Source organism: Sphingobacterium sp. FBM7-1 (genome assembly GCF_020687765.1).
GTDB lineage: Bacteria > Bacteroidota > Bacteroidia > Sphingobacteriales > Sphingobacteriaceae > Sphingobacterium.
The window spans coordinates 782,311-797,260 of the sequence record NZ_JAJEWJ010000001.1 but is presented as its reverse complement, the minus strand read 5'-3'; the positions used below and the strand labels follow the sequence as shown (position 1 = coordinate 797,260).

Below are 14,950 nucleotides of genomic sequence, written 5' to 3'. Positions count from 1 at the left end.
AGTGCGGGCTTTACCGCGCGTTGGGCGCCTGAAAATACATGGTTTCAAGTTTTGGTGACCAGCCTTTCAGAATAAATTCAGGGCGACGATAGTTTGCAATCAATTCTGCGTCTTTTTCCCTGTCTAATTGGCGGGAAGCAGGGTGTCGCTTACTAAGGTCCACGGGCTTTCCGTCGAACGTGGAACTGTTAAATTCCCAATAACGGATGTGATCAGTTACGTCTGCAACTTTGCCCCAACCCTCGGCTGTGATGCCGTCCAATTTACAATCGATCAGAACGGCCTCCACAAATGGATAAGTTTTTCCATTGCTATCAGGCGGCCGGGCGATGGTAGTTTCAATATCTCCGATCGTTCGCAACTGACAGTTTAGCAAGACATTGCCGTGATTGGCTTGTGTATTTCTAACCCAAAGGTGGGGACCGTAAGTGGATACGAAATCGCAACTGTTAAAAAATACAGCACCATAGCCCAATACGTTATCTCCAAAGCCCTGTATTTTTGAATCGGTTACATAAATCCTACCGGTGGCTTGTAATGCATCTCCAGATCCTTCTATATTAACATGACTAACGATATTTTTGTCCCCAATGATCAGCAGGGCTTCTGCCTGTGCCGGTTTTTCCCCTAGCGAGCGTAAAGTCAAATTAGCGATATGAATATTGTTCGAATGATCGGCTGCTAATACCGCCCGTAAACTATGGCTTCCTCCCGAAAGTGCCGGATCGGGTCGGTCGTAGCGTCGTATATTCTTATCTGCCCTTCATTATGCAGCTTAAAGTTGTCGGGGAAGGTTAATATTAAGCGGGTGTCTGGATTTACCTCCGTTTTCAAATGCGCGGGCTGCATCAAAATTGGGTTTGTCGTGACAGTCTGCCCGGCGGCTGTATAGAAGAATGTGGTACTAATTTGAAAAATTACCAACAGGGTGAAATTTTGAAAAGATTTGTTTATAATCATAACGGTCGTTTTGTTATTTGGAAACGAAGATGCAAATATCTAACTCATTCTGTTACAGATTAGAATCGGTCAGAAAGTTTCCTGTCAGTGATCACTTATGCTGCAGATGTGTTCACTGCTGGACTAATTGTGATCACTTATGCTGCAGATGTGTTCACTGCTGGACTAATTGTGATCACTTACGCTGCAGATGTGTTCACTGCTGGACTAATTGTGATCACTTATGCTGCAGATGTGTTCACTGCTGGACTAATTGTGATCACTTACGCTGCAGATGTGTTCACTGCTGGACTAATTGTGATCACTTATGCTGCAGATGTGTTCACTGCTGGACTAATTGTGATCACTTACGCTGCAGATGTGTTCACTGCTGGACTAATTGTGATCACTTACGCTGCAGATGTGTTCACTGCTGGACTAATTGCGATCACTTACGCTGCAGGTGTGTTCACTGCTGGACTAATTGTGATCACTTACGCTGCGGATGTGTTCACTGTTGGACTATTTGTGATCACTTACGTTGCAAAGGTGTTCACTGTCAGACTAATTGTGGTCACTTAACAGGCAAAAGTGATCACCGCCGGGCTATTAGTGATCACTTCTAGCAGGGTATCATCCCACGAAGTGTGTAAAGGTGTTTTAATACTATCGATTATCGCTCTCTTCCACTTTCCCTTCTTCAATAAGTTCATTCACTTCCTGCATCTCGCCGTTTTCTAGATGTTTGACGTCTTCTTCCTGCTCTTTTGATCGGGGTTCGATGTGGAAGGTGCAACCTATAGGGAAATGATCGGATCCGACTGATGGATAAATGAATAGTTTGTCAATAAAGATGGTTGTACTATGGAATAAAAGATCTAAGGGTACCCTAAAAAACCAATATTTGGCGTGAAAGGTAGATAATATGCCGCGACCGATACGTGCATCAATCAGCTCGCTGGTTTTCTTAAATAGAATGGAGGATTTTGCCCAAGCTACATTATTAAAATCACCTGTAACCAGTACAGGTAAACGAAGCTTTCGGACTTTTTTGGCCACGGAAAGTAAGTCTCCGTCTCTTTCTTTAGAATTTTCTTCTTCGGTCGGACTAGGGGGAGGAGGGTGCACAGCGAAGAATGCGAATCGTTGGCCGTCCCGAGTTTCGAGCTCGGCTTCTATGCTTGGGATATCATCTGCCACGAAATAATGGGTTTGGAGACGATGAACTTTTAATTTGGTGTAAAAATGCATGCCATAGGTGTTTTCGAGTGTGACCTTTTCCTGGAATGGATAATCTTTCTCTAAACAGCGCATAGCTTGCTCCCAATCAGCATTGCTCTCCATGGTAACGAAAATATCCGGATGCTCACGGCGGATAAGTGAAATAAAACGCTGGTATTCGGTATTGTATTGATAAATATTGCAGGAAACGATTTTTACACTTCCAGAACTAGCGCTTGTTTTTTTGACATGTTGCTGCCTCCAAAACTTTGTATACCGCATAAGGATGTATATGTGATATACGATCAAAGCAAACTGAACGGCTTGTACACCCCAAAGCCAAGGATGCCCCTGCACGTAGATCAGTGTAAGACCGAAAACGAAAAGTTGTAGAAAAAGTAGCTGGATTTTAATAAATTCTGCCACACGAAACACCCAGTGCTGATGTTGGACGAAAGGCAATACACTGACTATAATTAAAAGGATAGCGATAACAACGAGTGCCGTAACCATAGTATATGTGGGTGTTTTTTGATGATGTCGAACTTATGATGTTTAAAAATAAGAATTTTTTCGACTTGGTAAAGCATAGGGTTGTGTGTAACTTCGGGATATTGGGAAATCGATGAATTTTTTGTATTAGATTTAGATAACGATATGGCTATATTATTTTCTCCAATCACGATAAAGGGTATTACGTTAAAGAACCGGATTGTTGTTTCACCTATGTGTCAATATACGGCTGTAGATGGCTTTGCGAACGACTGGCATTTGGTACATCTAGGTGGTTTTGCGGTAGGTGGTGCCGCACTGATCGTGGCAGAAGCGACGGGGATCTCGCCCGAGGCGAGGATTTCGCCAGCAGATTTGGGATTGTGGAACGATGAGCATATTATTAAACTGGCACAGATTAATGCCTTTATAAAACAGCACGGGGCAGTACCAGGTATTCAATTGGCGCATGCCGGCCGAAAAGCGAGTACCATGGTGCCTTGGGAGGGACGTGATGAGGTGAAACCCGAAGACGGAGGTTGGCAGACGGTTGCGCCTACCGCAATCCCTTTTGCGGATAATTATCCGCATCCGATAGCTTTAGATGAGACGGGTATCGAGAAAGTTATTGCCGATTTCAAATCGGCTACGGAAAGAGCTGTTAAGGCGGGTTTCGAGGTAATTGAAATTCACGCATCGCACGGATACTTACTGCATCAGTTTCTTTCTCCGTTGAGTAACCAGCGTACGGATGCATACGGAGGAAGTTTTGAAAATAGAATCCGTTTATTGTTGGAGGTGATCGCAGAGGTACAAACCGTGTTGCCGCAACAATTGCCTTTGTTTGTACGAATTCCGGGTTCAGATTGGGCGGACGGTGGGTGGTCTGCAGATGATGCGGTTGCGCTGGCAGCGGTTTTAAAAGCTCGTGGTGTGGATGTTATGGATGTAACAAGCGGTGGTCTGGTCACGCATCAAAAGATAGCCGTCGGACCGGCCTACCAGACGCCGTTTGCAGCGAAAGTAAAAAGGGAGACAGGTGCTCTGACTTCCACGGCGGGATTGATTACCAATGCCGTCCAAGCAGAATCTATTTTAGTGAATGGAGAAGCAGATTTGATTATGATTGCCCGCGAATTATTAAGAGATCCGCATTTTCCCCTACGTGCCGCGCATGAATTGAAAGTAAACATAGACTGGCCGGTACAGTATGAACGGGCACAGTGGTAAGGTCGATCTACGTCTTCGAGCGATTGTCCGGCCGTTGGCCGCGTTTATAAATAATTAGGCCATTAAGAAAATTTCGGAGTATTTGGTCGCCGCAGGGCTTAAAATTAGGGTGGTCGTCTTTGCGGAATATTGCGCCCAACTCCGTTTTTGAAATCCGGAAATCCACGAGTGATAACACTTTAATGATGTCGTCGTCCGTAAATTTTAAAGCTACGCGGAGCTTTTTCATGATATCATTGTTACTCATGCCGTAAAGATAAGGAAATCGTACCAAATGCAAGGTCAAGAACTCCTTGCGCTATGGATTTTATTCGACAATTTTACCGCCGGGTAGAAGGGGGAGTAAAATACCGGCAATGTATCGTGCGCCAAGCCGAATGGTAGGGGGATTTTACGAATTGATCTAAACACTTGTTTGATTTTGCGAAAACGTTTTATATAATTGTAAAGCGTTTTTTTTCGCGAATACCATTGTGAACATTAAACAACCAAAAACTATCATCGACGGAATGAACCGTTCTATAAACCGACAAATAATTAATGAAAGCGAAAATATCGTTTACCGAGAAAAAGTATATGCTCACGCTCGTGTTCGTGACGTCTTTATTCATGTTTTGGGGCATTGCCATTACGATGGGCGACGTGTTGAACAAGCATTTTCAAACGGTTTTAAATGTCTCGAAAGCGGATTCGGGACTTGTGCAGTTCTCTATATTTGGTGCTTATTTTATTATGAGTATCCCTGCTGGGATGTTTATGAAAAAATTTGGTTATAAATATGGGGTGCTTTTAGGTCTTATCTTATTTGCTGCGGGATCGTTTCTTTTTATACCGGCGGCCGAGGCGCAATCATTTAGTTTTTTTAGGATTGCGTTGTTTGTTCTAGGCTGTGGTTTGGCAACATTGGAAACAGTAGCTCACCCTTTTATGGCGGCCTTAGGAGATCAGCGAAGTAGCGACAGGAGAGTCAATTTTGCACAGGCATTCAATGCTGTAGGTTCGATGATTGGTCCGGCGTTGGGTACGTATTTTTTACTTCGGGGAAGTTATAATGTGCCAACGGAAGGTTTGGATGCTGTTAAAAATCTTTACCTAGGAATAGGTGCCGTGATCATTTTGATTGCGGTATGTTTTTCGTTTATAAAAATTCCAAACTTAATGGATCCGCATAAAGCTGCCGAAGAGGTTGATCTGGATGCCGTTAATATTGATGTAGCTCCGGAGAAGAAACTCTTCCAGCACCGACATTTTGTTTGGGCCGTGATAGCGCAGTTTTTTAACGTCGCGGCACAAGGGGGAACTTGGGCATTCTTTATCAACTACGGGCACGAAGTAATGGGCTTTTCTGATGAAAAAGCTGGGAGCTATCTAGTGCTTTTTATGGGGATGATGTTGTTGGGGCGTTTTGTGGGCACTTTCTTGATGCGGTACATTGCGGCCAATAAGTTGTTGGCTATATTTGCGTTGGCTAATATATTGATGTGTCTTGTTGTGGCGCAGGGGTGGGGTTGGATTTCGTTTGCGGCCTTACTGTCCGTCAATTTCTTCTTTAGTATCATGTTTCCAACAATTTTTAGTTTAGGGCTTAAAAATCTTGGCGGACATACGCAGCAGGCTTCTTCGTTTATCTCTATGGGGGTTGCGGGTGCTGCCGTATTTCCATTTTTCATGGGATTGGTAGCAGATACGGATATTGCAATGGCGTATTACTTGCCGATAGGCTGTTATATCGTGATATTTTTATTTGGCGCCAAATTTTATAAGGTACAGTTTGGGGGGAATAAAGCTATTTAAAAGCCTTATATTTGGGTATGTACGTAGCATTTATCAAGATATCATGAAAGCAGTGGTTATTGGTGGGTCGGGCGCGACGGGACGAGAGTTAGTCAGCCAGCTTCTGGAAGATTCTCGATTTGAAGAAGTACTGGTTTTACTCCGCAAGCCTTTTTTCGGAAAACGGGAGCGGCTGACGGAGGTGGTGGTTGATTTTGAGCATTTAGAAGATTATAAGCATTACATACAAGGGGATGTGGCATTTTCCTGTTTGGGTACTACGCTCAAGGCGGCGGGAAGTAAGGAGGCACAATGGCGGGTCGATCATGATTATCAGCTGGCGTTTGCTTCACTGGCCAAAGAAAATGGCGTGAAGAGTTTTGTGCTCCTCTCTGCGGTAGGCGCCCACGAAGACGCATCGTTCTTTTATAATAAAATGAAGGGGACACTAGAGCGAAATATACGGAAGTTGGGCTTTCTGCAGTTGGTGATCGTGCAGCCCGGCGGCATCGAGCGTCCTAATTCGGATCGATTGGGTGAAAAAATATTCATTCATTTACTGAAATTTAGTAATGCGTTAGGTCTGTTCAAACGTTATGCACCGATCGCAACGGATAGGCTGGCAAAGGCCATGTTGGCATCGTTTTTTGCATTTCGGGAGCCAGATAAGGTGGTTTCGCTCGACGAGATTTGGCGCATTTCCCAATAGGAGGGGATCGCTCAGGCTGCTTTGTTACATTTTTAGCTGTTGGTCGACATGGCCTGTGCTAGTGGAGTCCAGCGAGACACGGGTTTTAGACAGGCTCTCTGGAAATTGATGTTTTATATAGTCAATCATCTGTTCCCGTACATAACAACGAAGATCGAAAGCGTGGCCGGAGTTCCGACAGCTCATCAGGCATCGTATCTCCATGGTTCGCTCCTTAAAGTCAGTTACCTGCAGGACGTTTACCTGGCCGTCCCATAGCGGATGACCGGTCAGCAGTTCGGTAAGTTTATCGCGCAGTTGCTGTACAGGTACGGAGAAATCGACGTAAATGAATACTGTACCTAAAATCTCTGCGGTATTTCGTGTCCAATTTTGGAAAGGTTTTTCTATAAAATAGTTTATGGGTAGTACCAGCCGGCGTTTGTCCCAGATATTAACGACTACATAGGTTAAATTGATTTCTTCTACACGGCCCCATTCGCCTTCCACAATAAGCACATCGTCCATGCGAAGAGGCTGGGTAAAGGCAATTTGAAAGCCTGCTAATAGATTTCCGAGCGATTTTTGAGCAGCAAAACCGATAATGATACCGCCGACCCCGACTCCGGTCAGTAAACCTGCGCCGATTTTTTGCATACTTTCGAAACTTAGGAGGGCAATGGCAATAGCCACGATGATAATGATGGTATTGATCAGTTTACGTATGAACACGATCTGGGTTCTTATTTTTCGTTCTCGTAAGTTGTTTTCTTTGTTTACGTCAAAGCGGTGATACAGGTAATCTTCAAACATCCTCACGGTACGTACTAATAAAATTGCGAAGGAAGCTATTAATAGGATCTCGACGATCTTACTTACCACCGTAAGGGTAGCAGGATTAAACCGGGAAAAGGGAAGAAGGCTGCTAAAAACGATCAGCGGAATAAAAAGGCCTAGTATTTTATTGAAATGGCGAATAAACGATCGAAAAAAGGAATAGGAGGATTGGGCAATAGCTTCTTTACGTACAAGGGGTAACAGGATCATTTTGATGAGAATACCCGTGAAGATGGAAAATAAAATGAGGATGATATTCCATAGCCATACAGGCATACTTTGTGAAAGGCGAGCTAATTCTTCTGTCATCATGCTTGTTTTTTTCTATGCAATTGTTTGTTTCTACATAGATAGAACGATGCTATGGCGACAACGTTTGCTGAAAAATGAAAAACATGCCAGCGCGAGAAGGAGCAAAGCGCTAATTCAGATCGGGGCTTCTTGGGAAGTTCGCGACGTGAGCGTACTTAGGGCCTAGGCTGATTAAGGCTTGCTTCCATAAGTCTTCACCGTCTTGGAGCAAGAGTAGATCGCTCGGAAATTTGTTATGTACCGCCCAGCTATTTTGATCTATCTCGCCTTCTAATTGACCGACTGTCCAACCGGCGTAACCGATTATAAATTTAATTTCGGTGGGTTGAATAAGGTTGTCGTTGATGAGAAAGCGTGCCTTTTCAAATTCGCCGCCAAAATAAATACCGTCAACTAACTCGACTCCGCCTTCAATCTTCTCCGGTACCTTATGTAAGAAAAATAGGGCTTCTACGCCCACTGGTCCGCCGATATATAGGGGGAATTGCTCATTTTCGACATCGGGTATAACATCGGATAAGACCAACGAGGAGCGGTTATTGACGACGACACCCATTGTGCCTTCCTGCGCATCATGCTCGCATAATAAAATAACCGACCGCTCGAAGTTATTATCTAACATAAAGGGTTCCGAGAGTAGTAAACTTCCTTTTTGAGGGGTATGGGTATTGAACATAACCTGGATATTTCTTCTAAAACCTGTTTCAAGATACGCTATTTTATAATAAAACACAATTTACGCCGCTAGATATGGAATTTACTCGCGTAATCCTATAAAGTGGCATTGGGGTGAAAATTTGCTTTCATTATCGATAAGTGTTTATTTTTATGAGCTTCCTTTGGTCGGTTCTTCGATTTACTGATATTTAGAACAACAGCAATTCTATTTGCTTTGTCTTGCGTTTTCCCTTGTATTGCACCGTGTCGAGTGGTATGTAAGAAATCCTTACATACCACTATTTCATCTAATTCACCCTCTTTAAAAATATTTCCAATATGCTGTGTAATTGTAACCCTATTTCTACCGAATAATTCTGCCATCTATTTTTGTGTAAGCCAAACGGTATCTTGTTCAAACTGAACTTCAATCTGAATGTCCTCGATATTATTTTTTTTGCGGTTAAAAAAGTGTGAATCCCACCGCTTTTGATTAAGTTTGTGTTCGCATCAACATACTATTCCATGTCCATTATCCATAAAGATATTGCCGCTATACGGGAAGATTATTGTAAGTATAAATTGGATGAGAAAGATGTACTATCCAATCCCATCGAGCAGTTTCAACGTTGGTTTGCTGACGCGCGTCATGCGGAAGTTGTCGAACCCAATGCGATGGTGCTGTCCACGGTGGGCGAAGATAGTTTTCCTTCTAGTAGGGTGGTTCTGTTGAAAGATATCAAGCCAGAAGGTTTTAGTTTTTTCACGAACTATCACAGTAAAAAGGGCGAGGACATCGCTGCACACAATAAGGTCAGTCTTTTGTTTTTTTGGCCGGAACTACAGCGGCAGGTACGTATCGTGGGCTATGTTGAGAAGCTGACGCAGGCGGATTCGGACGAATATTTTGCGTCTCGACCTAGAGGTAGCCGTATCGGGGCGATAGCGTCGCCGCAGAGTAAGGTGATAGCGGACCGAAAAATATTGGAGACACGGGTGGAGGAGTTGCTTGCTGCATATGGAGAGGACGGAACTATAGAACGACCAGTGTTCTGGGGAGGATATTTGGTCCGTCCGGTACGCATGGAGTTTTGGCAAGGAAGAAGCAGTCGTCTACACGACCGTATTGAATATGTCTTTCAGAAAGAAGAATGGATTATACAACGATTAGCACCGTAGTACATGATAACAAAAGTAAAAGATTTAATAATTGCAAATATTGGTGAGCAAGCTATTGTTCGCGTAGAGGAGGAACACCTGCAACCGATTCTCGTACTTCAGGCGGAGAGCCTGGTAGAGATAGCGTTTTTGCTACGTGATACAGCGGGGTATTATTTCGATTTCCTTTCTAATATTTCAGCGGTAGATTACCACCCTGATGCGCGGTTTGCTGTGGTGTATCACTTGGCTTCTATTCCTTACCAAACCCAACTTACACTCAAGGTGGAGGTGGAGAACGATCGCCGGTCGGATAATTTGCCGGAGGTGCCCTCTGTGGCTTCCGTATGGCGGACAGCTGAATGGCATGAGCGCGAAGCATTCGACCTGATGGGGGTGTTTTTTACCGGTCATCCGGATTTAAGACGGATCTTATTGCCGGATGATTGGCAAGGGTATCCATTGCGTAAGGATTATGAGGATGCGGAAACCTATCACGGAATAGCTATTAAATAGAGAAAAATGACGCGTTATACCGAAGGACTCGAAAATTATAAGAAGAAGATTGCCTCGATAACCTCCCAGGAAATGGTGATTAATATGGGGCCGCAGCACCCTTCTACACATGGAGTGCTGCGCCTGGAACTCATTACGGACGGTGAGGTGGTGAAAGATATCATCCCGCATTTGGGTTACTTGCATCGCTGTTTTGATAAACATGCGGAGTCTATGAATTACGGGAAAACAATTCCGTTTACGGATAGGTTAGATTACCTCTCGTCCATGAACAATAGCCATGCTTTTGTAATGGGGGTGGAGCGAATGCTGAAGATCGCGGATAAATTGCCTAAGCGCGTGGAATACATTCGAGTACTGGTCTGTGAACTTAACCGTATTGCTTCCCATTTGATTGCGATCGGTACATATGGGATTGACATCGGTGCGTTTACGCCTTTTATGTGGTGTTTTCGGGATCGGGAGCATATCATGAATATGCTGGAATGGGCTTCGGGATCGCGTATGCTCTATAATTATATATGGGTAGGAGGTTTGTTTTACGATTTGCCCGTCGGGTTTGAGGCACGTTGTCAGGAATTTGTCGAATACTTTAAACCGAAACTGGTGGAGTTGGATGATCTGCTTTCTAATAACCAGATATTTATTTCGCGGACGGCTAATATAGGTGCTTTGCCTGCTGATGTGGCTATAAACTATGGTTGTAGTGGCCCGATGCTGCGTGCTTCGGGAATCAAATGGGATTTGCGGCGGGTGGATGGTTATAGCGTTTATCCGGAATTGGATTTCGAGATCCCCGTAGGGAAAGGCGAAATGGGGACGCTGGGCGATTGTTGGGACCGATATAAGGTGCGGGTGGATGAGGTGAAAGAATCGGTGAAGATTATCGAACAATGTCTGCAGCGGCTTCAGCTAGATTTTAAACGCACGCCTGATTTCGATCCTCGTGGCTTAGTTCCGAAAAAGGTTAACCTGAAAGCGCAGGAATATTATGTCCGGGCGGAGAATCCTAAAGGGGAGCTGGGCTTTCATTTTATTACGCAGGAGAAAACGGACGTGCCGCGGCGTGTTAAAGCGCGCGGACCAAGCTTTAACAATCTTTCGGTATTGCCTGAGTTAGGAAAAGGACAGCTGATAGCTGATTTAATTGCGATTTTAGGTTCTATCGATATTGTACTGGGAGAAGTCGATAGGTAATTCAATAAAACATTCTTATTAAGAAAAAATGTCATCAATTCTTATTAAATCTGCACAAATTGTCAACGAAGGTAAGACGTTTTTGAGCGATGTATACATTAGTAATGGGCGTATAGAGATGATCGCCGAGGAAATTAATCATCCGGCGGATCAAACGATCGATGCAAAGGGATTGTATCTATTACCGGGGCTAATCGATGATCAGGTGCATTTCCGCGAACCGGGTTTAACGTACAAAGCGGATATTTGGCATGAAAGCCGTGCGGCAGTGGCCGGAGGAACGACTTCTTTTATGGAAATGCCGAATACCGTTCCGAATACTTTGACGCAGCGGTTATTGCAGGATAAATATGATATTGCGGCGGAGAAATCACTGGCAAACTATTCGTTCTTTATGGGGGCGGCCAATGATAATCTGCAGGAAGTATTGAAGACGAATCCGCGTGACGTATGTGGGATCAAGATTTTTATGGGTTCCTCTACAGGTAATATGTTGGTGGACAATGAGACAACGCTGGAGAAAATTTTCGCGGAGGCACCGACACTGATTGCGGTACATTGTGAAGATGAGGCGACGGTGCAACAAAATTTACAGATTTTTAAGGACAAATACGGCGAAGAGGGGCTTCAGCCTGCAATGCATCCGCTTATACGGACAGCGGAGGCTTGTTATTTATCGTCGTCGAAGGCGGTTGCGCTAGCAAAAAAACATAATGCCCGTTTGCATATCTTACACGTTTCGACGGCGAAGGAAGTTAGTCTTTTTGATAATTCGATACCGCTACGGGAGAAGAAGATTACAGCCGAGGCCTGTGTGCACCATTTGTGGTTTTCGGATGTAGATTATGAAAGTAAGGGAAACTTCATTAAATGGAATCCGGCAGTGAAAACGGCTGAAGATCGGGAAGGTGTTTTTCAAGGGGTGTTAGACGGGCATATCGATGTGATAGCAACGGATCACGCACCGCATACGCTCGAAGAAAAATTGAAACCTTATGCGCAGGCTCCTTCAGGTGGTCCGTTGGTGCAACATGCGCTACAGGCACTGTTAGATTTTGTGAAACAAGGAAAAATGACGTTGGAACAGTTGGTGCAGAAAACAGCACACAATACAGCAGACCTGTTTCAGATAGAGGGTAGGGGATTCATTCGGGAGGGATATTGGGCTGACTTGGTGTTGGTTGATTTGGATCGCCCGTATACGGTTTCGAAAGACAATATTCTATCTAAGTGTGGCTGGTCGCCGTTCGAAGGTCATACTTTTTCGTCTACTATCATCCATACTTTGGTGTCTGGAAACGTCGCTTATTCAGATGGCAAGATTATTGAAGTAGATACCGGGCACCGCTTGTTGTTTAATCGCTAAACAACACCGTTAGCCGGGTGCAAGGGACGAATATTAGGTACAGAAAGGAGTTACGAGATGATAAGGACCGTATTGCTATTAGGTGTATGGGCAAGTCTGCAATCTTGCAATCAACATACGATTATCGGCGAATCTGATGCTTATGCTGAGGCTATCACCTTGGATACAACCGCTTATAATAACTTACATAACAAGTACCGAGAAGATGCGCTAATTAATAGACGTTTTAAGCATCAAGATGTGGTAGACTTGGTGCGCATGCATGCCGAGAGTGGCGTCTTGGAGGTTAACGAGCTTGGAAAGTCATCTGAAAATCGCGCCATCTACAAGTTAAGATTTGGTAAGGGGGAGAAAAAAGTTATGCTCTGGTCGCAGATGCATGGTGATGAGCCTACGGCAACGATGGCTTTGTTTGATATTTTTAATTTTCTCGAAGGTAAAGGGGATGGGTTTGACACTATCCGTGCTTGTTTGGAGAATAATTTAACCATACACTTTATTCCGATGCTCAATCCGGATGGGGCGGAGCGTTTTATTCGGCGCAATGCACAGTATATCGATTTGAATCGGGATGCTCGGGCCAATCATACGATGGAAGCCGCTTTGCTGCGTCAAATGGGAAAGGAAATTAAGCCGAATTATGCTTTTAACCTACACGACCAAAGCATTTACTACAATGTTCCCGGTACAAAAAATCCGGTGACGGTAGCGATGCTGGCTCCGGCTTATAATGTGGAGCGGGAAGTGAATGATGTGCGTAAGGGAGCGATGCAGCTGATCGTGGGGATGAACGATCTTTTACAACAGTATGTGCCTGACGCGGTAGCCAAGTATGATGATACCTATTCGCCTAGAGGCTTCGGTGATAATTTTCAGGCCTGGGGTGCAAGCACGGTGTTAATTGAATCGGGGGGCTTAAAAGGCGATCCAGAGAAGCAGGAAATCCGACGCTTTAATTTTGCTATTATCTTAAATGCACTCTTAGAAATCGCACAAGGGTCCTACAAGAAATATGACTATAAAGCTTACGATAAGATTCCTTTTAACGCTTCGCAATTGCATGATGTGGTGATACGGCATTTGGATCTAGGTACCGATAGTGTGCCTCTCAAGACGGATATCGCACTTCGTCGTGCTGAACTGACGGTGGAAAGGGATTATTGCGTACGCGGCTGGGTAGAAGATATTGGTGATCTTGAAGGAACTTACGGTTACGATGAGCTGGATGCCAATGGTTTAAGATTTGTGCAGGGTAAGGTATATCCGCAAGTCTTTCCCACGGTGGAGGCGGTAAGTATGAACAAGGCTTGGGCATTGCTGAAAGAGGGGTATATTGCTATACAAGTAGGGTCCAGAGGACAGGATCGTTTGCATCAACTTCCGCTAGTAGTTTCTGCACATAATGAATTTGTACCTACACCGGCCATTGTGTTGACGGGAACGAGCAATTTCTTTTTAGGGGATGGTGTTTCACTAAAATACGCGGTGGTCAACGGCTATCTTATCGATTTAAGTCAACCACCGCAAGTAGAATTTTATAAAAACTGGATCCACTAGCGTGAGCCGTCGCTATGAAGGATGCGGACGACTACCTGCCTGAGCCATCCTAATTGGCGGACTTAGATAATAATTGCCGCAAATTTTTGACGCTTTGTGCTACGTCCGGTTGATTGTTTTCCCAATTGTATTCGTATTCTGCGGAAAGCATTCCATCAAAGTTTTGTCTTTTTAATTCGGCAATTACTTCATTGATCGGAAGCTTACCGGTGCCCCAATGTACATCATGCGCTTTTTTATCGCCAAAAGCGTTCAGGTCTTTAAAGTGTGCGTGAATGATTTTTCCTTCTAATTCTTTTAAGCATGCTACCGGGTCTAATCCCGAACGCATCCAGTGGCCTACGTCGACAGCGGCCCCCATTTTAGGACTTCTTCCTTCTAACGCTTCTAAAACGACTTCCGGCTTCCAGTACCGGCTCGGCTCCGGATGATTATGGATGGCTGCCCGGATGTCATATTTTTCACAAAGTGCGGAAACGATATCCAAATGTTCTGCTTTAGGTTCACAATTGATGATTTTCACCCCCATATCTTGGGCAAATGCAAAAATCTGCTCCCATTCTTCTGCATCTTTTCCATTCACCACACCAAAAGCATGTAAGGTGATACCGCGTTCCGTCAAAAGATTTCGAACTAAATCTCTACCTTCTTTTGAAAGTGTATAGGTAAACTGCTCCTCGTTTCCTGCGCCTACTACCTGACCGGGGAAAGCCTCTACAAATCGGAGATCCGCGCTATCAATTTTATCTAATGCTTCGGCAAAAGTAAACAAGCGAAACGTATATGCTTGGGAACCTAATTTCCAGTTTAAAAGTTCTTCGGGATGTCCAATGGTGTCCTGTAGACTGTTTTCAGTTTGTGTGGTGGTGGAGGTTGTTCCGGCCGAACAAGAGGTAAAAGCAAGTCCCGCTAACAACGTGAGCGAGGATAAAGTGTTTAGTTTCATGGTCCTTTTATAAGTTTAGAAACCAAAGTAACAAAAAAATAAGGGGAAACGTGTATTTCCC

At 44.3% G+C, this 14,950-nt stretch carries 17 protein-coding genes; 9 read left to right on the top strand and 8 right to left on the bottom strand.

The window, feature by feature from the left end:
- Positions 1-10: 10 nt before the first annotated feature.
- Together LKO28_RS03730 and LKO28_RS03725 are read right to left on the bottom strand one after the other, a co-directional pair.
- On the bottom strand, positions 11-646 hold the full coding sequence (locus LKO28_RS03730; RefSeq protein WP_227693352.1) for a pectinesterase family protein: 636 nt from the start codon (positions 644-646) through the stop codon (positions 11-13).
- 35 nt (positions 647-681) lie between these two features.
- Complete coding sequence (locus LKO28_RS03725) at positions 682-960, bottom strand: hypothetical protein (protein WP_227693351.1); 279 nt, start codon at positions 958-960, stop codon at positions 682-684.
- Between the two features lie 87 nt (positions 961-1,047).
- On the opposite strand from LKO28_RS03725, the gene LKO28_RS03720 reads away from it, so the two are divergent.
- A complete protein-coding gene (locus tag LKO28_RS03720) occupies positions 1,048-1,521 on the top strand; it encodes a hypothetical protein (RefSeq protein ID WP_227693350.1) in 474 nt (157 codons plus the stop codon).
- 84 nt (positions 1,522-1,605) lie between these two features.
- On the opposite strand, the gene LKO28_RS03715 is transcribed toward LKO28_RS03720, so the two are convergent.
- A complete protein-coding gene (locus LKO28_RS03715) occupies positions 1,606-2,673 on the bottom strand; it encodes an endonuclease/exonuclease/phosphatase family protein (RefSeq protein ID WP_227693349.1) in 1,068 nt (355 codons plus the stop codon).
- A 144-nt stretch (positions 2,674-2,817) separates the two neighbouring features.
- On the opposite strand from LKO28_RS03715, the gene LKO28_RS03710 reads away from it, so the two are divergent.
- Entirely contained in the window at positions 2,818-3,882 is a 1,065-nt protein-coding gene (locus LKO28_RS03710) for an NADH:flavin oxidoreductase/NADH oxidase (RefSeq protein ID WP_227693348.1), read from the top strand.
- Between the two features lie 7 nt (positions 3,883-3,889).
- On the opposite strand, the gene LKO28_RS03705 is transcribed toward LKO28_RS03710, so the two are convergent.
- A complete protein-coding gene (locus LKO28_RS03705; RefSeq protein WP_227693347.1) occupies positions 3,890-4,129 on the bottom strand; it encodes a DUF1456 family protein in 240 nt (79 codons plus the stop codon).
- 293 nt (positions 4,130-4,422) lie between these two features.
- On the opposite strand from LKO28_RS03705, the gene fucP reads away from it, so the two are divergent.
- Both fucP and LKO28_RS03695 read left to right on the top strand, forming a co-directional pair.
- Positions 4,423-5,676: an L-fucose:H+ symporter permease gene (gene fucP / locus LKO28_RS03700; protein ID WP_227693346.1), complete on the top strand. Its 1,254-nt coding sequence runs from the start codon at positions 4,423-4,425 to the stop codon at positions 5,674-5,676.
- Positions 5,677-5,719: 43 nt separating this feature from the next.
- Positions 5,720-6,364, top strand: coding sequence for an NAD(P)H-binding protein (locus tag LKO28_RS03695; RefSeq protein ID WP_227693345.1), 645 nt, complete (start codon positions 5,720-5,722; stop codon positions 6,362-6,364).
- A gap of 24 nt (positions 6,365-6,388) precedes the next feature.
- Here LKO28_RS03695 and LKO28_RS03690 read toward each other — a convergent pair whose 3' ends face one another.
- The 3 genes from LKO28_RS03690 to LKO28_RS03680 all read right to left on the bottom strand — a co-directional run bounded on the left by LKO28_RS03690 (position 6,389) and on the right by LKO28_RS03680 (position 8,533).
- Entirely contained in the window at positions 6,389-7,492 is a 1,104-nt protein-coding gene (locus LKO28_RS03690) for a mechanosensitive ion channel family protein (protein ID WP_227693344.1), read from the bottom strand.
- A 109-nt stretch (positions 7,493-7,601) separates the two neighbouring features.
- On the bottom strand, positions 7,602-8,168 hold the full coding sequence (locus tag LKO28_RS03685) for a YqgE/AlgH family protein (RefSeq protein WP_227693343.1): 567 nt from the start codon (positions 8,166-8,168) through the stop codon (positions 7,602-7,604).
- Between the two features lie 95 nt (positions 8,169-8,263).
- Positions 8,264-8,533 carry a hypothetical protein gene (locus tag LKO28_RS03680; RefSeq protein ID WP_227693342.1) on the bottom strand — a complete coding sequence of 90 codons (270 nt, stop codon included), beginning with the start codon at positions 8,531-8,533 and terminating at the stop codon, positions 8,264-8,266.
- 141 nt (positions 8,534-8,674) lie between these two features.
- Here LKO28_RS03680 and pdxH point away from each other — a divergent pair, with 141 nt between their 5' ends.
- Genes pdxH through LKO28_RS03655 form a run of 5 tightly spaced genes read left to right on the top strand, consistent with a single transcriptional unit; the run spans position 8,675 to position 13,943 of the window.
- Positions 8,675-9,328 (top strand): pyridoxamine 5'-phosphate oxidase, encoded by a 654-nt coding sequence (gene pdxH, locus LKO28_RS03675; protein ID WP_227693341.1) that lies wholly within the window; start codon positions 8,675-8,677, stop codon positions 9,326-9,328.
- Between the two features lie 3 nt (positions 9,329-9,331).
- The gene (locus LKO28_RS03670; RefSeq protein WP_227693340.1) at positions 9,332-9,823 is read left to right on the top strand and encodes an NADH-quinone oxidoreductase subunit C; all 492 of its coding nucleotides are present in this window, start codon (positions 9,332-9,334) and stop codon (positions 9,821-9,823) included.
- 6 nt (positions 9,824-9,829) lie between these two features.
- Complete coding sequence (locus LKO28_RS03665; RefSeq protein ID WP_227693339.1) at positions 9,830-11,020, top strand: NADH-quinone oxidoreductase subunit D; 1,191 nt, start codon at positions 9,830-9,832, stop codon at positions 11,018-11,020.
- Positions 11,021-11,048: 28 nt separating this feature from the next.
- Positions 11,049-12,386, top strand: coding sequence for a dihydroorotase (locus tag LKO28_RS03660; RefSeq protein ID WP_227693338.1), 1,338 nt, complete (start codon positions 11,049-11,051; stop codon positions 12,384-12,386).
- 57 nt (positions 12,387-12,443) lie between these two features.
- Positions 12,444-13,943, top strand: a complete 1,500-nt coding sequence (locus LKO28_RS03655; protein WP_227693337.1) for a M14 family zinc carboxypeptidase — start codon at positions 12,444-12,446, stop codon at positions 13,941-13,943.
- Positions 13,944-13,992: 49 nt separating this feature from the next.
- Here the strand turns inward: LKO28_RS03655 and LKO28_RS03650 are convergent, their stop codons facing one another.
- Entirely contained in the window at positions 13,993-14,889 is an 897-nt protein-coding gene (locus tag LKO28_RS03650) for a sugar phosphate isomerase/epimerase family protein (protein ID WP_227693336.1), read from the bottom strand.
- Positions 14,890-14,950 lie beyond the last annotated feature (61 nt).